Annotated in this window: 17 protein-coding genes; 7 read left to right on the top strand and 10 right to left on the bottom strand. The window is 61.4% G+C overall.

Features of this window, described 5'->3' with window-relative positions; genetic code table 11:
• The first annotated feature begins 8 nt into the window (after positions 1-8).
• The 5 genes from AD662_RS09325 to cobA all read left to right on the top strand — a co-directional run bounded on the left by AD662_RS09325 (position 9) and on the right by cobA (position 8,516).
• Positions 9-1,679 (top strand): bifunctional protein-serine/threonine kinase/phosphatase, encoded by a 1,671-nt coding sequence (locus AD662_RS09325; protein ID WP_053186755.1) that lies wholly within the window; start codon positions 9-11, stop codon positions 1,677-1,679.
• Positions 1,680-2,264: 585 nt separating this feature from the next.
• Positions 2,265-4,718, top strand: a complete 2,454-nt coding sequence (gene nirB, locus AD662_RS09320) for a nitrite reductase large subunit NirB (protein WP_018605254.1) — start codon at positions 2,265-2,267, stop codon at positions 4,716-4,718.
• The gene (nirD, locus tag AD662_RS09315; RefSeq protein ID WP_018605256.1) at positions 4,715-5,032 is read left to right on the top strand and encodes a nitrite reductase small subunit NirD; all 318 of its coding nucleotides are present in this window, start codon (positions 4,715-4,717) and stop codon (positions 5,030-5,032) included. Before nirB ends, nirD begins: the two co-directional genes overlap by 4 nt.
• The gene (locus AD662_RS09310) at positions 5,032-7,749 is read left to right on the top strand and encodes a nitrate reductase (RefSeq protein ID WP_018605257.1); all 2,718 of its coding nucleotides are present in this window, start codon (positions 5,032-5,034) and stop codon (positions 7,747-7,749) included. The genes nirD and AD662_RS09310 overlap by 1 nt, the downstream gene beginning before the upstream one ends.
• A gap of 11 nt (positions 7,750-7,760) precedes the next feature.
• Positions 7,761-8,516 carry a uroporphyrinogen-III C-methyltransferase gene (gene cobA / locus AD662_RS09305; protein WP_018605259.1) on the top strand — a complete coding sequence of 252 codons (756 nt, stop codon included), beginning with the start codon at positions 7,761-7,763 and terminating at the stop codon, positions 8,514-8,516.
• A gap of 849 nt (positions 8,517-9,365) precedes the next feature.
• Here cobA and AD662_RS09300 read toward each other — a convergent pair.
• The 8 genes from AD662_RS09300 to ppsA all read right to left on the bottom strand — a co-directional run bounded on the left by AD662_RS09300 (position 9,366) and on the right by ppsA (position 17,566).
• Positions 9,366-10,400: an OmpA family protein gene (locus tag AD662_RS09300; RefSeq protein WP_018605656.1), complete on the bottom strand. Its 1,035-nt coding sequence runs from the start codon at positions 10,398-10,400 to the stop codon at positions 9,366-9,368.
• A 107-nt stretch (positions 10,401-10,507) separates the two neighbouring features.
• Positions 10,508-11,098 carry an RNA polymerase sigma factor SigX gene (gene sigX / locus AD662_RS09295; protein ID WP_018605654.1) on the bottom strand — a complete coding sequence of 197 codons (591 nt, stop codon included), beginning with the start codon at positions 11,096-11,098 and terminating at the stop codon, positions 10,508-10,510.
• Between the two features lie 91 nt (positions 11,099-11,189).
• Positions 11,190-12,014 (bottom strand): mechanosensitive ion channel family protein, encoded by an 825-nt coding sequence (locus tag AD662_RS09290; RefSeq protein ID WP_003199523.1) that lies wholly within the window; start codon positions 12,012-12,014, stop codon positions 11,190-11,192.
• A gap of 2 nt (positions 12,015-12,016) precedes the next feature.
• Positions 12,017-12,262 (bottom strand): hypothetical protein, encoded by a 246-nt coding sequence (locus AD662_RS09285; RefSeq protein WP_024619525.1) that lies wholly within the window; start codon positions 12,260-12,262, stop codon positions 12,017-12,019.
• Between the two features lie 63 nt (positions 12,263-12,325).
• On the bottom strand, positions 12,326-13,321 hold the full coding sequence (locus AD662_RS09280) for a zinc transporter ZntB (RefSeq protein ID WP_053181497.1): 996 nt from the start codon (positions 13,319-13,321) through the stop codon (positions 12,326-12,328).
• A gap of 25 nt (positions 13,322-13,346) precedes the next feature.
• On the bottom strand, positions 13,347-13,838 hold the full coding sequence (rraA, locus tag AD662_RS09275) for a ribonuclease E activity regulator RraA (protein ID WP_003199517.1): 492 nt from the start codon (positions 13,836-13,838) through the stop codon (positions 13,347-13,349).
• A 126-nt stretch (positions 13,839-13,964) separates the two neighbouring features.
• Positions 13,965-14,954: an alpha/beta fold hydrolase gene (locus tag AD662_RS09270; RefSeq protein ID WP_053186752.1), complete on the bottom strand. Its 990-nt coding sequence runs from the start codon at positions 14,952-14,954 to the stop codon at positions 13,965-13,967.
• A 236-nt stretch (positions 14,955-15,190) separates the two neighbouring features.
• A complete protein-coding gene (gene ppsA / locus AD662_RS09265; protein WP_018605647.1) occupies positions 15,191-17,566 on the bottom strand; it encodes a phosphoenolpyruvate synthase in 2,376 nt (791 codons plus the stop codon).
• A gap of 184 nt (positions 17,567-17,750) precedes the next feature.
• Here ppsA and ppsR point away from each other — a divergent pair, with 184 nt between their 5' ends.
• Entirely contained in the window at positions 17,751-18,569 is an 819-nt protein-coding gene (gene ppsR, locus AD662_RS09255) for a posphoenolpyruvate synthetase regulatory kinase/phosphorylase PpsR (protein WP_014337326.1), read from the top strand.
• A gap of 133 nt (positions 18,570-18,702) precedes the next feature.
• Here ppsR and AD662_RS09250 read toward each other — a convergent pair whose 3' ends face one another.
• The gene (locus AD662_RS09250) at positions 18,703-19,548 is read right to left on the bottom strand and encodes a type 1 glutamine amidotransferase domain-containing protein (protein ID WP_053186750.1); all 846 of its coding nucleotides are present in this window, start codon (positions 19,546-19,548) and stop codon (positions 18,703-18,705) included.
• Between the two features lie 102 nt (positions 19,549-19,650).
• Between AD662_RS09250 and AD662_RS09245 the strand changes: the two genes are divergently transcribed.
• On the top strand, positions 19,651-20,550 hold the full coding sequence (locus tag AD662_RS09245) for a LysR family transcriptional regulator (RefSeq protein WP_018605638.1): 900 nt from the start codon (positions 19,651-19,653) through the stop codon (positions 20,548-20,550).
• 121 nt (positions 20,551-20,671) lie between these two features.
• On the opposite strand, the gene AD662_RS09240 is transcribed toward AD662_RS09245, so the two are convergent.
• Positions 20,672-20,899 (bottom strand): MbtH family protein, encoded by a 228-nt coding sequence (locus AD662_RS09240; protein WP_018605637.1) that lies wholly within the window; start codon positions 20,897-20,899, stop codon positions 20,672-20,674.
• Between the last annotated feature and the right edge of the window lie 46 nt (positions 20,900-20,945).

Raw genomic sequence — 20,945 nt, 5'->3', positions numbered from 1 at the left:
CTGCAACCATGAGCCTGCAATTGAGTTTCGCCGAGGCCAGCGCCATCGGCCCGCGGGAGGAAAACCAGGACGCCCTGCGCCTGGTCACCCCCGCCCCGGCCCTGGCCGCCAGCAAGGGTTACCTGTTCGCCATCGCCGACGGCGTGAGCCAATGCGCCGATGGCGGATTGGCCGCCCGTTCGACCTTGCAGGCGCTGGCCCTGGACTACTATTCCACGCCGCAAACCTGGGGCGTGGCCCAGGCGCTGGACCGGCTGTTGCTGGCCCAGAACCGCTGGCTGCAAGCCAACGGTGGCGGGCAACCGCTGCTCACCACCGTCAGCGCCCTGGTCCTGCGGGGCCGGCGTTTCACCCTCGCGCATGTCGGTGATTGCCGGGTCTACCGCTGGCACGCCGATCATCTGCAACGGGTCAGTGAAGATCACGTCTGGGAACAGCAAGGCATGCAACATGTGCTCAAGCGCGCCCTGGGACTGGATCAACACCTGATCCTCGACTTCCTCGACGGTGAACTGCGCACCGACGAAACCTTCGTATTGCTCAGCGATGGCGTCTGGGCAGTCCTGGGGGACACGGCCATCGCCGGCATCCTGCGCGACCAACCGGACCTGGACCTTGCGGCCCAGACGCTGGTCAACGCCGCGCACCTGGCCGGCAGCCAGGACAACGCCAGCGCCTTGTTGGTGCGGGTCGATGCCGTGGGCGAAGCCAGCATTGGCGATGCCCTGATCCAGTTGCAGCAATGGCCCCTGCCGCCTGCGCTGAAACCGGGCCAGGTGTTCGAGGGCTGGCAGATCGAAAGCCTGCTCGGCCAGAGTCAGCAATCGTTGCTCTACCGGGTACGCGACGGCCAGGGCCAACCCTGGCTGCTGAAAACCTTGCCCGTGCAGTTACGGGACGATAGCCGCGCTGGGCAGGCCTTGCTCTCGGAGGAATGGTTTCTCAAGCGCGTCGCCGGGCGGCAGTTTCCCGAGGTCCATGGTGTTCCCCAGCGTCAGCACTTGTATTACGTGATGCGGGAATATCCAGGGGCAACCCTGGCCGAGCTGTTCAACCAGGGCGGGCCGCTACCCCTGGCCCAGTGGTTGGACCTGGCGCAACGGCTGGTACGGGCGGTAGGCCTGTTGCATCGAAGGCAGATCTACCACCGCGACATCAAGCCGGAAAACCTGCACCTGGGCGACGACGGCGAATTGCGCTTGCTGGATTTCGGCCTGGCCTACTGCCCGGGCCTGTCCGAGGACCAGGCCAACGTCTTGCCCGGTACGCCCAGCTACATTGCCCCGGAAGCTTTCGGCGGCACCGCACCCACGGCGCAGCAGGATTTGTATGCCGTCGGCGTGACCTTGTATTTCCTGCTGACCGGGCACTATCCCTACGGCGAAATCGAAGCCTTCCAACGCCCGCGCTTTGGCGTGCCGGTCAGTGCCAGCCGCTATCGGCCGGACCTGCCCGAATGGCTCGGGCAAAGCCTGGACCGCGCCGTCGCGGCGGATCCGGAGCAGCGTTTTGAGACGGCCGAGGAATGGTTGTTGCTGCTGGAACAGGGCGAGCGCCGCAGCTTGAGCGTCAGGCCCAGGCCGTTGCTGGAAAGAGAGCCGCTGAAGGTCTGGCGGACGTTGGCGCTGGTGTCGTTGGTGGTGAATCTGGTGCTGCTGTTTCTGGTGTTTCATAGCTGAGATCCGGTCGCGCCCATCGCGAGCAAGCTTTGCTCCCACAGGGGATCTGCTGCCACAGGGAATTTGCTGCCACAGGGGATCTGCTCCCACAGGGAATTTGCTGCCACAGAGGATCTGCTCCCACAGGGAATTTGCTGCCACAGGGGATCTGCTCCCACAGGGAATTTGCTGCCACAGGGGATCTGCTCCCACAGGGAATTTGCTGCCACAGGGGATCTGCTGTGGGAGCAAAGCTTGCTCGCGATGGCGGCCTGCCTGTCCACTGCATATCCACCGCCTTCACGCTCCATTACCGGGCAACACGCTTTGATTCGGTGCAATAACCCCCTCCCCAATCCGCTCAACCAGCCCGCTGCTCAATAAATCCGCACCTTCGAGCCACTTGGCACAACCACTGCATATCCCCTATCAACATACATAAGGCAACGCCTCCAACGATGAAGGCGGTGCTTCCCGAGAGAACGGGACCAGGACAAAGGCGTCCTCGCTAGCTTGCTAGCGGGACGCCTTTTTTTGTTTTCGTAAAAATGACCGAGCCAGTCCGATCGCCGTGATAAAGCGGACCTGAGCTTGCGGAGAACCCTGATGAAGAAACTCAAACTGGTGATGATCGGCAACGGCATGGCCGGGGTTCGAACCCTCGAGGAACTGCTCAAGCTGAGCAACGAGCTGTACGACATCACGGTGTTCGGCGCCGAGCCCCACACCAACTACAACCGCATCCTGCTCTCGCCGGTGCTGGCCGGTGAGCAGACGTTCGAAGAGATCGTGCTCAACGACCTGAGCTGGTACCTGGACAACAACATCAAGCTGCTGCTCAACCGCAAAGTGGTGGAGATCGACCGGGTCAAGCGCCGGGTCATCGCCGAAGACGGCAGCGAAGCCGAATACGACCGCCTGCTGATCGCCACCGGCTCCACGCCCTTCATCCTACCGATTCCTGGCAACACCCTGGAAGGCGTGATCGGCTACCGCGACATCGCCGACACCCAGGCGATGATCAACACCGCCAAGACCCACAAGCACGCGGTGGTGATCGGCGGCGGCCTGCTCGGCCTGGAAGCGGCCAACGGCTTGAAGCTGCGGGGCATGGACGTGACCGTCGTCCACATCGGTGAATGGCTGTTGGAACGGCAACTGGACAAGACCAGCGGCCAACTGCTGCAGACCGCCCTGGAAAACCGTGGCCTGAAATTCCGCCTCTGCGAACAGACCCAGGCCTTGCACGACGCCGGCAATGGCCGGGTCGGCTCGGTCCAGTTCAAGAACGGCGACATCATCCCCGCCGACCTGGTGGTGATGGCCGCCGGCATTCGTCCCAATACCGAACTGGCGGAAAAATCCGGCATCCCGTGCAACCGCGGGATCCTGGTCAACGACACGATGCAAACCTACGACCCGCGCATCTACGCCATCGGTGAATGCGCCAGCCACCGCGGCACGGCCTACGGCCTGGTGGCGCCGTTGTTCGAACAGGCCAAGGTCTGCGCCAACCACCTCGCGCAACTGGGCTTCGCCACTTACAAGGGTTCGGTCACCTCGACCAAGTTGAAGGTCACCGGCATCGACCTGTTCTCCGCCGGCGACTTCATGGGCGGCGAAGGCACCGAGACCATCACCCTTTCCGACCCCATCGGCGGCGTCTACAAAAAGCTGGTGATCAAGGATGACGTGCTGGTCGGCGCCTGCCTGTACGGCGACACCGCAGACGGCGGCTGGTATTTCCGCCAGATCCGTGAAAACCACGGCATCAGCGAGATTCGCGATCACTTGATGTTCGGTGAAAACGCTTTGGGCGACGTAGGCCACCAGGGCCAGGACAAAGCCATGAGCATGGCCGACACCGCCGAAGTCTGCGGCTGCAACGGCGTGTGCAAAGGCACCATCGTCAAGGCGATCCAGGAACACGGGCTGTTCAGCGTCGATGACGTGAAAAAACACACCAAAGCCGCCAGCTCCTGCGGCTCGTGCGCCGGCCTGGTGGAGCAGATCCTGATCAACACCGTCGGCGGCGCGGCGGACGTCAAGCCGAAAAGCGAAAAAGCCATCTGCGGTTGCAGCGACCTCAACCACGGCCAGATCCGCCAGGCGATCCGCGACCAGCACCTGCTGACCATCGCCGGGGCCATGAGCTACCTGAACTGGCGCACCCCCAACGGCTGCGCCACCTGCCGCCCGGCGTTGAACTACTACCTGATTTCCACCTGGCCCGGCGAAGCCCAGGACGACCCACAGTCGCGCCTGATCAACGAACGCGCCCACGCCAACATTCAGAAAGACGGCACCTACTCCGTGGTCCCGCGGATGTGGGGTGGCGTGACCAACCCTTCGGAACTGCGGCGCATCGCCGACGTGGCCGACAAATACAACGTGCCCATGGTCAAGGTCACCGGCGGCCAACGCATCGATTTGCTGGGGATCAAGAAGCAGGACCTGCCCGGCGTGTGGAAAGACCTCGACATGCCGTCCGGCCACGCCTACGGCAAGTCCATCCGCACGGTGAAGACCTGCGTGGGCAGCGAGTTCTGCCGCTTCGGCACGCAGAACTCGACCCAACTGGGCATCGAGCTGGAACACGACCTGTTCAACATGTGGTCGCCTCACAAGGTGAAGCTGGCCGTCTCCGGTTGCCCACGCAACTGCTCGGAAGCCGGCATCAAGGACGTTGGCATTATCGGCGTCGATTCCGGCTGGGAGATGTACATCGGCGGCAACGGCGGGATCAAGACCGAAGTCGCGGAGTTTTTCGTCAAGCTCAAGACGGCCGAAGAAGTGCGCGAATACAACGGCGCCTTCCTGCAGCTGTACCGCGAGGAAGCCTTCTACCTCGAACGCACTGTGCACTACATGCAGCGGGTTGGCATGGAGCACATCAAGAAAGCCGTGCTGGAAGACTCGGAACGACGCAAAGCGCTCCATGAGCGCTTGAAGTTTTCCCTGTCGCTGGAGCAAGACCCCTGGAAACAACGCCTGGAACAGCCTCAGTTGAAGAAAGAATTTGAGGTCATCCCTGTGAAAAACCTGGAGGTGCCGGCATGAACTGGCTGGATATCTGCGCACTGGAAGAGATCAATATCCTCGGTTCGCGCATCATCAATGGCCCGAAAGGCGACATCGCGATTTTTCGTACCAGCGACGATGAAGTGTTCGCCCTCGATGACCGTTGCCCGCACAAGGGTGGCCCGCTGTCCCAAGGATTGGTCTACGGCAAGCGCGTGGCCTGCCCGCTGCACAACTGGCAGATCGACCTGGAAAGCGGCCAGGCCCAGGCCCCGGACGTGGGCTGCGCCCATCATCATTCGGCCCGGGTCGAGAACGGCCGGGTGCAGTTGGCACTGCGGGACGCAAGCTGATGAACCGCCAGATCACTGCCTCGACCTGCTGTTATTGCGGGGTCGGTTGCGGCGTCCTGATCGAGCATGACGACGAGCGCATCCTCGGCGTCAGCGGCGATCCCGCCCATCCGGCCAATTTTGGCAAACTGTGCAGCAAGGGTTCGACACTGCACCTGACCGGCGACCTCGCCGCCCGCGCCCTCTATCCCGAGTTGCGCCTGGGCAAAGGCCTGGCCCGCGCCCGCACCGACTGGGACAGCGCCCTGGATCACGCTGCCAGTGTCTTCGCCGAGACCATCGCCGAACACGGCCCGGACAGCGTGGCGTTCTACATCTCCGGCCAACTGTTGACCGAGGATTACTACGCCTTCAACAAGCTCGCCCGGGCATTGGTGGGCACCAACAACATCGACAGCAATTCGCGGCTGTGCATGTCCTCCGCCGTGGTGGGCTACAAGCGCAGCCTCGGCGCCGACGCCCCGCCCTGCAGCTACGAAGACCTGGAACTGAGCGATTGCGTGATGATCGTCGGCAGCAACATGGCCTACGCCCATCCCATCCTGTTTCGCCGCCTCGAAGAGGCTAAATCCCGCCGGCCGCAGATGAAAATCATCGTCATCGACCCCCGGCGCACCGACACCTGCGACCTGGCGGACCTGCACCTGGCGATCCTGCCGGGCACCGATGTCGCCTTGTTCCATGGGATTTTGCACTTACTGCTGTGGGAAGACTGGGTCGACCGCGACTTCATCAAGGCCCATACCGAAGGCCTGGCCGACCTGAAAAACCTGGTACGTGATTACACCCCGACCATGGTCGCCCAGCTGTGCGGTATCAGCGTCGAGCAACTGCAGCAGTGCGCCGAATGGGTCGGCACGTCGCCGAGTTTCCTGTCCTTGTGGTGTATGGGGTTGAACCAGTCCACCGCCGGCAGCGCGAAAAACAGCGCACTGATCAACCTGCACCTGGCCACGGGGCAAATCGGCCGGCCGGGGGCGGGGCCTTTCTCGCTGACCGGCCAACCCAATGCCATGGGCGGGCGGGAAACCGGCAGCCTGTCGAACCTGCTGCCGGGCCATCGCGAAGCCGCCAACCCGGAACATCGTGCGGAAGTCGCCCGCTACTGGGGCGTCGAGCAACTGCCCGCCACCACTGGCTTGAGCGCCATCGAGCTGTTCGAGCAGGTGCGCAGCGGCAAGATCAAGGCCTTGTGGATCGCCTGCACCAACCCTGCGCAATCGATGCCGGACCAGACCGCGGTACGTGAAGCCCTGCAAGCCTGTCCGTTCGTGGTGTTGCAGGAAGCTTTCCGGACCACCGAAACCGCCGCGTTTGCCGACCTGCTGCTGCCAGCGGCCAGTTGGGGCGAGAAAGAAGGTTCGGTGACCAACTCCGAACGGCGCATTTCCCACGTCCGCCGGGCCATCGGCGCACCGGGTGAAGCACGTGCGGACTGGGCAATCACCGTGGATTTCGCACAACGCCTGGAGAAACGTCTGCGCCCAAGCTTGCCCAGCCTGTTCGCCTTTGAAAGCCCTGCCCAACTGTTCGATGAATACAAACAGCTGACCCGTGGCCGCGACCTGGACTTGTCCGGCATCAGCCATGCCCTGATCGATCAACTCGGCCCTCAGCAGTGGCCCTTCCCGGACGGCGCCACGGTCGGGACGGCGCGCCTGTACGTGGACGGAATTTTTCCTACCGACAACGGCCGGGCGCGGTTTGTGGCCGACCCGTATCGCGCCGCCAAGGAGCTGCGTGACGCCCGCTACCCATTGACCCTGAACACCGGCCGTTTGCGTGACCAGTGGCACGGCATGAGCCGTACCGGTACCGCCGCGCAGTTGTTTGGTCATGTGAACGAAGCGGTCCTCAGCCTGCACCCCGACGAACTGCAACGCCATCGCCTGCAAGCGGGCGACCTGGTCAGCCTCAAGAGCCGTCGCGGCAGCGTGATCGTGGCCGTGGACAGCGATGACAGTGTGCGCCCCGGCCAGGCCTTCCTGCCCATGCACTGGGGCGACCGGTTCCTCAAGGGTGGGGTCAATACCCTGACGCAACCGGCCTTCGACCCCTTGTCGAAACAACCGGAACTCAAGCACAGCGGCGTGCGCCTGGAACCGGTGAACCTGCCTTGGCAGCTTTTTGCCTTGATCGAAGGCGATGTTCAACAGCATCTGGAGGCCCTACGACCCCTGTGTGAGGCGTTTTCCTACGTCAGCCTGAGCCTGACTGGCCGTGAGCGTCCCGCGTTGCTGATTCGCGCTGCCAGCGCCGTTGCCCCTGAACCGCAACTGCTTCAGGCCATCGATGAACAATTGGGCCTGATCGAGGGGCCGGTGCTGGCCTATGACGATCCGCGTCGCTCCATCGGTAAACGGGTGCGCATCGAAAACGGCCGCATCACCGCCATTCGCCTGGCAGGCGAAACCCTGGCCCGGCACTGGCTGCAGAACCTGTGGCTGGAAGGTCGTGCCGATGAACAACTGCGGCGCTGGCTGCTGGCGCCTTTGAGCGCGCCGCCGGGCAACGTCGGCGCCGCAACGGGTGGCAGTAAAACGCTGTGCAACTGCATGAACGTCAGCCAGCGTGCGATCTGCGCAGGCATCGAACGTGGCCTGGACTTGCAGGGGCTCAAACAGGAACTGGGCTGTGGCACGCAATGCGGCTCCTGCGTACCGGAAATCAAGCGCCTGCTGGTTGCCACTGCGCAACCGCTGGCGGCTATCTCGTGAGGAAAAACACTATGAACGCAAAAGTCTGGCTGGTGGGTGCAGGTCCCGGTGACCCTGAATTGCTGACCCTCAAAGCCGTGCGCGCCCTGGGCGAGGCCGACGTGGTGTTGATCGACGATCTGGTCAACGCCGCGGTGCTGGAGCATTGCCCCGATGCGCGCATCATTGCCGTGGGCAAGCGCGGCGGCTGCCGCTCCACACCCCAGGCCTTTATCCATCGCCTGATGCTGCGTTATGCCCGCCAGGGCAAATGCGTGGTGCGTCTCAAGGGCGGCGACCCCTGCATCTTCGGACGCGGTGGTGAAGAGGCGCAGTGGCTGCGCGAGCACGGTGTCGAAGTGGAGATGGTCAATGGCATCACCGCCGGCCTCGCGGGGGCGACCCAGTGCGATATTCCACTGACCCTGCGCGGGATTGCCCGGGGCGTGACGCTGGTGACGGCCCACACCCAGGACGGCAGCAGCCTGAACTGGCAAGCCCTGGCGCAAAGCGGAACCACCCTGGTGGTGTACATGGGCGTGGCGAAGCTGAGCGAGATTCGTGAGCAATTGCTGGCCGGCGGCCTCGCGGCGGACACACCCGTGGCCATGATCGAAAACGCCTCCCTGCCCCACCAGCGTGACTGCCGCAGCGACCTGGCCTCGATGGAAGCCGATGCCAGCACCTTTCAACTCAAGAGCCCGGCGATCCTGGTGATTGGCGCAGTGGCTGGCGCGGCTGAACTGGCCGCCTCCCCGCCGGCCCGGGCTCAGGTTTCAGCCCTCTGACAGACACCCACAATGGGATCGGAGTACGACCGGGAGAGACAGGTCGGCTGGAAGGCCGCCTCGCGAGCAAGCTTTGCTCCCACAGATCGGATGGGTGTACGACCGGGAGAGACAGGTCGGCTGGAAGGCCGCCTCGCGAGCAAGCTTTGCTCCCACAGATCGGATGGGTGTACGACCGGGAGAGACAGGTCGGCTGGAAGGCCGCCTCGCGAGCAAGCTTTGCTCCCACAGATCGGATGGGTGTACGACCGGGAGAGACAGGTCGGCTGGAAGGCCGCCTCGCGAGCAAGCTTTGCTCCCACAGATCGAATGGGTGTACGACCGGGAGAACCAGGTCGGCTGGAAGGCCGCCTCGCGAGCAAGCTTCGCTCCCACAGATCGAATGGGTGTACGACCGGGAGAGCCAGGTCGGCTGGAAGGCCGCCTCGCTTTTGATCTTGATCTGGGGCGCCCCGTTAACCACGCTGGCCGAACGCAGGTATTGCGTAGTGGGCATCCCGGCATGGATGCCGGGATAGCCGCGCTGGGCCATGGATGGCCCTTCGCGGCGGGCCCACGGAGCAATGCCTTCGTTCGGGCATGCCGAGCCTAGGCGAGGCACCGAGTGGTGGGGCAGAAGCGTTTTGCTTACTTTTGCGCTTCTCAAAAGTGAGCCGCCGTCAGGGCGGAACCCTAAGTGGCCGTTACCGCAGCAACGGATATGTACCCAATCCAAAAATCCTGGTTAACCGTAAGGCCGCCATCGCGAGCAAGCTCGCTCCCACAGGTTCAGTGCTCCAGCCCTGAGTCATAAATCCCAGGCAAAGAAAAGCCCGGCCTAGGCCGGGCTTTTCCAAAGCTGTGGGCTAATTACTTAGCTTGAGCTTCAACCTGCGCTTCTACGCGACGGTTAACTGCACGACCAGCTTCAGTGGCGTTGTCAGCAACTGGGCGGGATTCGCCGTAGCCAACAGACTGAACGCGAGTCGATTCAACACCGTACTGGTTGGTCAGAACTTGCTTAACGGCGTTTGCACGACGCTCAGACAGTTTCTGGTTGTAAGCGTCAGGACCGACGGAGTCAGTGTGACCTTCAACAGTGGTGCTGGTCGATGGGTACTGCTTCATGAAATCAGCCAGGTTCTTGATGTCGCCGTAGCTGTTTTCTTTAACGACCGACTTGTCGAAGTCGAACTTGACGTCCAGCTCAACACGTACGACTTCAGCAACAGCTGGGCAGCCATCAGCGTCAACGGTTACGTTGGCTGGGGTGTCAGGGCACTTGTCGACGTTGTCGCACACGCCATCGTTGTCGCTGTCGGAGCAGACTTCAGCTGGTGCTGGAACTGGAGCAGCAGCAGGCTTGGAGCCGCCACCGAAGTTCACACCGATACCAACGCTAGGAGCCCACTCGGTGTCGCCCTGGTCGATGTTGTACTGAGCTTCAACGCCGGCACGGGCGTAGAAGTTGTCGGTGAAATACAGCTTGGCGCCGCCACCAACGTTGGCGAAGGTAGAACGGTTACGACCGTTGCTGCCATTCTGGTCGATGCTCTGGTCGGAGAAACCGGCAGAAACATAAGGACGCAGCATGTCGCCTGGGTTGTTGAAGTGGTACAGAGCGTCCAGAGCGGTGTTGGCGCCCTTGACGTTAGTGCCGTCTTCGGTACGTGCGTTGTGCACTTCGTCGTAGGCCAGACGCAGTTCAACGTCGTCGGTCAGGAAGTAACCAACCGAACCGCCGAACAGGTTGCCGTTGTTCTTGAAATCACGAGCGCTGTCGAACATTTCTTTCTTGGCGAAGCCTTCGATTTCAACTGCGCCTTGGCCTTGTGCCAGAGCGCCGAACGAAGTGGCAGCAATCAAAGAACCAATGGCAAAGCCCAAGGTGTTTTTCAGTTTCATCCGTTAAATCCCCATCTGGTGATTGTGAAGCAGTCCCGCAAACCGGGGGACAACTCGGCGGCAAGTCTATCAGAACTTGCCTACACGTAAGAGATATTTGCGCCGAACTAAGTTTCAGCAATGCCTGCAAATTTCTCACGCAATTTGTCAAGAGCACGCTTGTAACGCATTTTTGTCGCGCTCAAACCCATATGCATTATGTCTGCGATCTCCTGGAATTCCAGCTCTGCGACAAATCGTAGCACCAGAATTTCCCGATCGATCGGGTTCACATAGACCAGCCAGCGATCGAGTCCACCCTTTTCCTCGGGCTTGGGCGCCTTATCTTCCGACGCTTCCTCGAGAGGGTCCAGGCTCAACGCGTCCATCAAGCGACGCTTTCGCCGTTCCTTGCGGTACTGTGTGATGCATTCGTTGTACGTGATGCTATAAAGCCATGTCTTGAACTTCGATTTCCCCTCGAAGTTCTTCAGGCCATACAGCACCTTCAACATCACCTCCTGACAGACATCGTCAGCATCACGATCGTTCCCGAGATAACGTGCACAAACGTTAAATAACGTTCTCTGGTAACGACGCATCAACTCTTCATAGGCGCGCGTTACGTGAAACAGCTCCGTATGCGCGCGCGCGACCAACTCCTCATCGGAGAGATCACGGGGTTCGTAGCGCGTGGATAGCGATTGGGGTTTGTTCAAAACAAGTCGGGCCGACAGTCTAGGTCAATGTGCGCCGCAGCCTGCGATATCGGGCATTTTGCGGCGGCATACATTAGCAGGGTTTGCCGGGTTAGCGGCTACTCACATGCTGTTCCAGCAGGATCCGATTGGAAAGCGACACCAACTCGCCCTCCTCGGTCAGCAATGTGGTCTTCACCGTGCCGATCTCTTCGATCTGGCCTTCGACCTCGCCAACACGCACTTGTTGCCCAACCTCATACAATTCACGCACATAGATTCCCGCCAGGATCTGACCGGCGATTTCCCGACTTCCCAACCCCATTGCCAGCGCAACCGCCAGACCAACGGTAATCAATACGATCACGATCACGTGGTTGAGCAGGTCAGTCTTGACCTCCAACTGGCTGATCGCCACCGAAATACTGATGATGATCACCAGGCCCTGGGCAATTCGCCCCACGCCAGCGGCGTAGTCCAGCCCAACGCCCTCGGCCGCACCGCGCACCAGCCCGTTGGCCAGTTGCGCCAGCAAAACGCCGACCAGCAACACCAGCGCAGCACCAAAAACCTTCGGCAAATACAGCGCAAGCATATCAAGCGTAGCCGAAACTCGCTCAAGGCCAAGGGATTCTGCTGCGGAAACTAGGAAAATCAGCAACACGAACCAATACACAATCTTGCCGACCAGGGTCGAGATCGGTACCTGGATGCCGCCTCGGGACAACAGTTTGGTCAGGCCGGTGCCACCCATCAGGCGATCGAGGCCCAATTTGGCGAGCAACTTGGACAGCAACGTGTCCAGCAGCTTGGCCACGACAAAGCCCAGCAACAGCACCACCAGGGCGCCGAAGAGGTTTGGGATGAAGTTAGCCACCTTGGTCCACAACGCAGTCATTGCCGTGACGAGGCTCTGGGTCCAGAGATCAAGTTCCATATTCAATCAGCCTTATCAGCGGTGCGAGTAACAGGTTTACGGCGGGAAACCGGCGCGACATGGGCCGATCCATTATTCAGGGCGATCATCAGCGCGGGCAACCAGCGGCCCAGCAGGCTGAAGAGATCGCCGGCGCCGACCTGGCGGTTGGCGGTTTTCAGTACACGTCCCAGGCATGCATCGTCGTCCCGGCTGGACGGCGAAGCCTTGAGCATGTCGCGCAAAGACTGTTCAAACGGATCGTGCATACGCACCTCTCGTGATGTCTGTGGAAGACGCGATCACATTTCGTCGGGTCACATGAAACCCCATCACACCCAGCGCAAACGGCGGAACAACCACCACTGCCCCGTCGCGACGCAGATCATCAGCAGGCAGGCGACCATGAAACCGTAGGGGCTTTCGGAAAACGGAATGCCACCTACGTTGATACCCAAAAGGCCGGTGAGAAAACTCATCGGCAGGAAAATCCCGGTGATGATGCCGAAGCGGTACATGGTGCGGTTCATGCGCACCGACAGGCGCCGGTCTTCGGCCTCCAGCACAAGCCCCACGCGCTCTCGGGTCAATTCCAGCTCCTCGAGGTAACGGGTCAGGCTGTTGTTCAATTCGTTCCAGTAGTCGCCGTCATCGTCGAAAAACCACGGCAGCTTGAGCCGCGTCATCTGGCCGAAGATGTCCCGCTGTGGCGCCAGGAATCGCTTGAGCCCGGCAGCCCTTCGACGGATGTGCAAAATGGCGTCGTGCTCGGGAGTATACCGTTCGTCGGTATCGAGTTTTTCTTCCTCGCCGTCGACGATTTCGGAGAGGCAGGTGACCAGGTCCTGCACCTTATTGGTGAGGTATTGCGCCATGTAGAGGATGAGTTCGGATGCCGTCTTCGGGCCCTTTCCCTCGGCCAGTTGCGCCAACAGCTCATCGGTGGCGCGCAACGGACGCAGGCGCAGGGAGATGACCCGCTGGGCGGACGCAAAGATCCGTACCGAGACCATGTCTTCAGGCTCGGCACCCGGGTTGAGGTTGATCCCCCGCAGGAACAGCAGCAATTCGGCGTTGGGCAACGGCAACAAGCGCGGCCGGGTGTTCTCTTCGAGCAGCAGGTCGCAGTTGAATTCGCTCAGGCCGCTGGATTTGCGCAGCCAGGTGTGGGTTTGCGGATGACTGCGATCCCAGTGCAGCCACAGGCTTTCATGGGCCTGCAACTGCAAATCGTCGAGTTCGGTCCGGGCTATGGAACGCGCGCCGCCTTTACCGTCCAGCACCAGGGCATGCACCAGCCCCCATTGCGCGTTTTCTTCCTCGAACATCCTCATCCCTTATGACTGTACTGCTTCATTCAGGCATTTTCAGTGGGCTTGGCGAGACAATCACGCCGTTATTGTCCGCATAGACATACTCGCCCGGGCGAAACGTCACGCCGGCAAAGGTCACCGGCACATTGAGTTCGCCGACGCCGCGCCGGTCAGTCTTCATCGGGTGACTGGCCAGGGCCTGAACCCCGAGGTCGGTCTGGGCAATGATGTCGACGTCGCGGATGCAACCGTAGACCACCAGCCCTTCCCAGCCGTTTTTCGCGGCCTTTTCCGCCAGCATGTCCCCCAGCAGCGCCCGACGCAGGGAACCGCCGCCATCGACCACCAGCACCTTGCCGTTGCCCTTGAGTTCAACCTGCTCCTTGACCCGGGAGTTGTCCTCGAAGCACTTGATGGTCACGATTTCACCGCCGAAGGAATCGCGGCCACCGAAATTGCTGAACATCGGCTCCAACACCTGCACCAGTTCCGGGTAGGCGTCGCACAGGTCGGGCGTGAGGTAATGGTTCATCGAACAACTCCTGAAAGGCTGGAACGTCAGACTGAATGAGCAACCGTTTGTGACTGGAACCGCTTGAAGCGTCATATCTTAGCCGCAAGCCGACCAGAGCGAAATGCCCACGTCAGAGCCTTTCGCTTAAACCGCCTCGGCCAGGGCGGGCAGGTTTTCCAGCAACGGTGCCTGCTGATCTTGCAGCCAACGCGCCACCAGAGGCCAGACCTCAGCCTGTGCCGCCTTGCTGACCAGCATCTCGACGTGACCGAAATCGCCTTTGAAACCTTGTTCCCGGCCCAGGCAGACAAACTGTTTGTGCTCGGAACCGATCTGGTCAAAGAGCTTGCGGCACGCCCAGGTGGGGTCCTGATGATCGCCCGCGGCGCTCACCGCCAGCACCGGCAACCGGACATCGGCCAACCCGGCCCACCAGTTCTTCTCGGCATCGCCGAAACGCCCGAACAGGCCGTACCAGCGCATGCTTTCCAGGGCCAGGCCGATGGGCTCATCCTCGGGGCCGCGCTTGAGCCTTGAACCGGACAATTGGGCAAAACGCTTGAGGATGAAGCGGCCGCTCCATTCCACTGGCGGAATCTTCAGCGGCCAGTAGGTGCGGCTGACCTGGGTGCCAAAAAACGCCGCCGAAGCCACCGCCGGCTCGCCCAGGTAATGGCCGCCCAAGGCGGCCGCCAGGGTGATGCCACCCAGGGAATGACCGATCCAGTGGGGCACTTGCCCGCTCTGTTCACGCACGAAGGCGCCAATGGCCGGCAAGTCGTAGCGGGCGTAGTCGGCCACGCGATTGTGGCGATAACCCTGGTTGCGCTGGGACAACCCATGGCCGCGCATCTCGGGGATCCAGACATCGAACCCCAGGCGTGCCAGGTACGCCCCCAGGCCCAGGCCCTTGGGCGAATACCAGAAACGCCGATTGGAAAAACTGCCGTGCAACAGGATCACCGGGACCCCACGGGTTTCGCAGGCGTCGGCCATGCCCAGCCGGGTGACGGCCAGTTCGACGCTGGCGTCCGGGCTGTTGCCGGGTTTCAAGCGATAGACGTCTTCGCTCAGATCACCGCGCCGCTCGGCGCTGATCAGGGCGACAGGAAAGAGGTTGCTGCTGCTTTGCATAATCTTCTTGCACAAAAAAGGGCGGCATCCGCGTGGAGCCCGCCCTACTTCAATCAAAAGGGACCCGGCTAATGCCAGTCGGTTAAGCGCACCCCCTGTGGGAGCGGGCTTGCTCGCGAAGACGGCGGAACAGTCAACATTGATGTTGTCTGACACACCGCTTTCGCGAGCAAGCCCGCTCCCACAGGTTCTGCGTTTAACTGGCGGGCTTTAGTCGATCAGATCCCTTCACTCGATCAGACCGCCGCCTGACCCTCAGCCAGGAAGAACCAGGTTTCCAACACGGAGTCCGGGTTCAACGAAACGCTTTCGATGCCCTGCTCCATCAGCCACTTGGCCAGGTCCGGGTGGTCCGAAGGGCCCTGGCCGCAGATGCCGATGTACTTGCCAGCCTTGTTGCAGGCAGCGATGGCGTTGGCCAGCAGCTTCTTGACCGCCGGGTTCCGCTCGTCGAACAGATGCGCGATGATCCCGGAGTCACGGTCCAGGCCCAGGGTCAGCTGGGTCAGGTCGTTGGAACCGATGGAGAAACCGTCGAAGAACTCGAGGAATTCTTCAGCCAGGATCGCGTTGGACGGCAACTCGCACATCATGATCACGCGCAGGCCATTGTCGCCACGGGCCAGGCCGTTTTCCGCCAGCAGGTCGACGACCTGGCTCGCTTCGCCCAGGGTCCGCACGAACGGCACCATGATCTCGACGTTGGTCAGGCCCATCTCGTTACGCACGCGCTTGAGGGCGCGGCATTCGAGTTCGAAGCAGTCGCGGAACGATTCGCTGATGTAGCGCGAAGCACCACGGAAGCCCAGCATCGGGTTTTCTTCTTCCGGTTCGTAGAGTTTGCCGCCGATCAGGTTGGCGTATTCATTGGACTTGAAGTCCGACAGGCGCACGATGACCTTTTTCGGCCAGAACGCCGCCGCCAGGGTGCTGATGCCTTCCACCAGCTTCTCGACGTAGAAACCGACCGGATCGTTGTAACCGGCAATGCGCTTGTCGACGCTGTCCTTGATTTCCTGCGGCAGGCCGTCGTAGTTCAGCAATGCCTTGGGGTGTACGCCGATCATGCGGTTGATGATGAATTCCAGGCGGGCCAGGCCCACACCGGCATTGGGCAACTGCGCGAAGTCGAAGGCGCGATCCGGGTTGCCGACGTTCATCATGATCTTGAACGGCAGGTCCGGCATGGCGTCCACGGAGTTCTTCTTGATGTCGAAGCCCAGTTCGCCCTCGAAGATGTAGCCGGTATCGCCTTCGGCGCAGGAAACGGTCACGCCCTGGCCGTCCTTGAGCAGTTGGGTGGCGTTGCCGCAACCCACCACGGCCGGGATCCCCAGTTCACGGGCGATGATCGCCGCGTGGCAGGTACGCCCGCCGCGGTTGGTGACGATGGCGCTGGCGCGCTTCATCACCGGTTCCCAGTCCGGGTCGGTCATGTCGGAGACCAATACGTCGCCGGCCTGGACCTTGTCCATCTCCGAGACGTCCTTGATGATCCGCACCTTGCCCGCGCCGATGCGCTGGCCGATGGCACGGCCTTCCACCAGCACAGTGCCGGTTTCCTTGAGCAGGTAGCGCTCCATGACGTTGGCCTGGGTGCGGCTCTTCACGGTTTCCGGACGGGCCTGCACGATGTACAGCTTGCCGTCGTCACCGTCCTTGGCCCACTCGATGTCCATCGGGCACTTGTAGTGCTGCTCGATGATCATCGCCTGCTTGGCCAGCTCGCTGACTTCGGCATCGCTGAGGCAAAAACGCGCGCGCTCGGCCTTGTCCACATCGACGGTCTTCACCGAACGGCCGGCCTTGGCTTCGTCGCCGTAGATCATCTTGATGGCCTTGCTGCCCAGGTTGCGGCGCAGGATGGCTGGACGACCGGCTTGCAGCGTGCCTTTGTGGACGTAGAACTCATCCGGGTTCACCGCGCCCTGCACGACGGTTTCACCCAGGCCGTAGGCGCCGGTGATGAACACCACGTCACGGAAACCCGACTCGGTGTCGAGGGTGAACATCACGCCGGCGGTGCCGGTTTCGGAGCGGACCATGCGCTGCACACCGGCGGACAGGGCGACCAGCTTGTGGTCGAAGCCCTGGTGCACGCGGTAGGAAATGGCACGGTCGTTGAAAAGGGAGGCGAAGACTTCCTTGGCGGCACGGATGACGTTTTCCACGCCACGGATGTTCAGGAAGGTTTCCTGCTGGCCGGCGAAGGAGGCATCCGGCAGGTCTTCGGCGGTGGCCGAGGAACGCACGGCGACGGCGATGTCCGGATTGCCTTCGGACAACTTGGCGAACGCGGTGCGGATCTCGGCGTTCAGTTTCTCGGGGAACTCGGCGTCCATGATCCATTGGCGGATCTGGGCACCAGTCTTGGCCAGGGCATTGACGTCATCGACGTCCAGGGCATCGAGCGCATCGTGGATCTGCTTGTTCAGGCCGCTCAGTTCCAGGAAATCACGATAAGCCTGGGCGGTCGTGGCGAAGCCACCTGGCACCGATACACCGGCACCGGCGAGGTTGCTGATCATCTCGCCCAGGGATGCGTTCTTGCCCCCCACATGCTCCACATCATGGACGCCGAGCTTATCGAGGGAAACTACGTACTCTACCAAGGTGATCTCTCCACTAACTGTGTTGGAAAAGCTCAAGGCACCGGTGGCTCCAGGGGAGCGATGACCGGCGATATGGCCTGGACCTGGAAAATAAGTGAGAATGCGGACCACTGGCGGCCGGCAAATCGCGCCTATCATATCCAAGAATCGTCACTAGCTCACTAGCTTAAGGCCCAAGGCGCAAATGAAACGATCTGCTTTCTTTATCTCCGACGGCACCGGCATCACGGCCGAAACGCTAGGCCAAAGCCTGTTGGCACAATTCGAAAACATTACCTTCGCCAAGTTCATACGTCCGTACATCGACAACGTCGACAAGGCGCGGGCCATGGTACAGCAAATCAATAAAGCCGCCGAAACCGACGGTTTCCGCCCGATTATCTTCGATACCATCGTCAATCAAGACATCCGTGAGATTCTCGCAACGTCCAATGGTTTCATGATCGACATTTTTTCCACGTTCCTGGCGCCCCTGGAACAGGAGCTGAGCGAGCACTCGTCCTACTCGGTCGGCAAGTCCCATTCCATTGGCCACAACTCCAACTACATGGAGCGGATCGAGGCGGTCAACTTCGCGCTGGACAACGATGACGGCGCCCGCACGCATTATTACGACAAGGCCGACCTGATCCTGGTGGGCGTGTCGCGCTGTGGCAAGACACCGACGTGCCTGTACATGGCGATGCAGTTCGGCATCCGTGCGGCCAACTATCCGCTGACCGAAGACGACATGGAGCGCCTGCAACTGCCCAGCGCCCTGCGCGCCCACCAGCACAAGCTGTTCGGCCTGACCATCGACCCGGACCGCCTGACCGCGATCCGCAACGAGCGCAAGCCCAACAGCCGCTATTCGAGCTATGCCCAGTGCGAGTTCGAAGTGCGCGAGGTGGAAAACCTGTTCCGGCGGGAGAATATTCCGCACATCAATTCCACGCATTTTTCCGTGGAAGAGATTTCGGCGAAGATCCTGGTGGAGAAAGGGGTGGAGCGGCGGTTCAAGTAAACCTCAGGTACACCATAAAACCTGTGGGAGCGGGCTTGCTCGCGAAAGCGGTGTGTCAGGCAACATCAATGTTGACTGCTCCGCCGTCTTCGCGAGCGAGCCCGCTCCCACAGGGGTTGCGGTGTTTGGTGGATCAGAGCTTCAACCGCTTGACCAACACCTGCCCCACCTCCAGCGCCGACGCCGGGTTCTGGCCGGTGATCAACTCCCGGTCCATGACCACATGGGACATCCATGGCGATGTGTTGCTGCGGTATTGCCCACCCGCCTGTTCCAATGCGGTTTGTGGATAGAACTTCATGCTCCCGCCGCCCAGAAGCCCCTTGGCCAGTTCTTCTTCCTGATTGCTGATCACCGTCATCTTGTACCCGGCGTAGATCCAGTCGGCCTTGGCCGAGGCCTGGCCTTTGGCGGCCAACTGGTCGACGAAGCCCCTGGCATCGGGCAGGGTCGACAGCAGCGCTATCGGCCCGTGGCAGACCAGCGCGGTGGTCTTGCCCTTGTCATGAAAATGCGTCAGCACCCGTCCCAGCGGTGCGCTGGTCAGCAAATCCTGCATCGGCGCGTGCCCGCCGGGGATGTACAGGGCGTCGAACCGCCCCAGGCCGATCTGCTCGACACGGGCCAGGCTGATCACCGGTGAGTCCTTGGCCGAGGTGATGTTCAACTGCGCCAGCAACGCCTGGTAGCGCTCCAGCTCCGCCGAGTCATTGTTGAAGTACATCTTGTCCACCGAGGAACGGTCCAGCGTCGGCGCCTTGCCCTCGGGCGTTGCGAACGTCACCTGGTGACCCGCCTCCAGCAACAGTTTCACCGGTTGCAGCAATTCGTTGAGGTAAAAACCGGTGGAGAAGACCTGGCCATTTTTCAGATCCAGATGATCGGCGTCCGACAGGACCACCAGCACGTTATCGGCATGGGCCGCGACGCTGATGCCTGCCAGAACGACAGACGTTGCCAAGGTAGTGAGCTTTTTCATGATGACTCCAGAACGCTTCGATAAAAGATGGCTCACTGTATTGATGCGCTTACCGGCGATAAACTGGCTGCCCGGAACATCACCTGGCCTCTGGAGGCAACAATGGCCCGTCGTTTCGATCATCTGGCGGACGTGGAAGCCTTCGTCACAGTCGTGGAAAAAGGCACCCTCAGCGCCGGCGCCGTGGCGCTGGGGACCACGCCTTCGGTCCTGAGCCGCGCCATCTCCCGCCTCGAAGCCCGGCTTGGGGTGCAATTGTTGCGACGTACGACCCGGCGGCTGAACCTGACCGATGCCGGCACGTTGTACCTGGAACAGTCGCGCTCGGCCTTTGCCCTGATTGACGATGCCGAGCGGCGAATCCAGGGCCAGGACGGTGTCCTGACCGGTCGCGTACGCCTGAGCGTGCCGACTACCTACGGTCATTACCGCCTGCCGTCGCTGCTGTCGCGTTTCGCCCAGGCGTGCCCGCAAGTGCGGGTCGAGCTGAGCATCACCAACCGCAATGTCGACCTGGTGGCCGAGGGGTATGACCTGGCGATCCGCCTCGGGCCATTGCCGGACAGCGGGCTGGTCGGCCGCAAGCTCGAAGACGCCCGCCTTTGCCTGGTGGCCGCGCCGCACTACCTGGCACGCGCCGGAATGCCCCGGCACGTCGATGAACTGGCTGCACACGCCTGCCTGCCCTTCGTGATGCCCAGCAGCGGACGCATCGCCCCCTGGCTGTTTCGCGAAAATCATCAAGATCGGGAATGGCTGCCGGTGGGCAATGTGCAGGTGTCCGACGATGTATTGGGCATCGTGTCCCTGGCCCAGGCCGGGATGGGGATCTGCCAGACCTATGAATTCATTGTCCGGGAGCGAATCGAGCGCGGGGAACTGGTGGCTTTGCTGGAAGACTTCGGCGGACGCAGCCGGCCGTTTTCAGTGATCTACCCGCCGCACCGACAACTGCCGGCGGCGGCACGGGCGTTGATTGATTTTTTGATGGGTGAATCTTGAACACACGCAACATGTGGGAGCGGGCTTGCTCGCGAAAGCGGCGTGTCAGGCAATAACTGGCTAACTGACAGACCGCCTTCGCGAGCAAGCCCGCTCCCACAAAAAGCATCCCATATCGGCTTTAGTTAAGCACTGCCGCCTGCTCTTCCATCTTCTTGCGCAGGCTCAGCGGGCGCATGTCGGTCCAGACTTCTTCGATGTAGGCCAGGCACTCCTTCTTGAACCCGCTTTTGCCGACGGTACGCCAGCCTTCGGGCACGGCCTTGTAGTCCGGCCAGATCGAATACTGTTCTTCGTGGTTGACCACGACCTGAAAGACGATGTCCTCGCGGTCGAATACTGAAGTCATGGGTGTCTCTCCATCTTTGCTCGAGGTTCGCTGCGGCGCATGCGCA

Origin of the sequence: Pseudomonas kilonensis, assembly GCF_001269885.1 — a bacterium.
Taxonomy (GTDB): Bacteria; Pseudomonadota; Gammaproteobacteria; order Pseudomonadales; family Pseudomonadaceae; genus Aquipseudomonas; species Aquipseudomonas kilonensis.
This window is presented reverse-complemented; position numbering and strand designations above follow the sequence as displayed.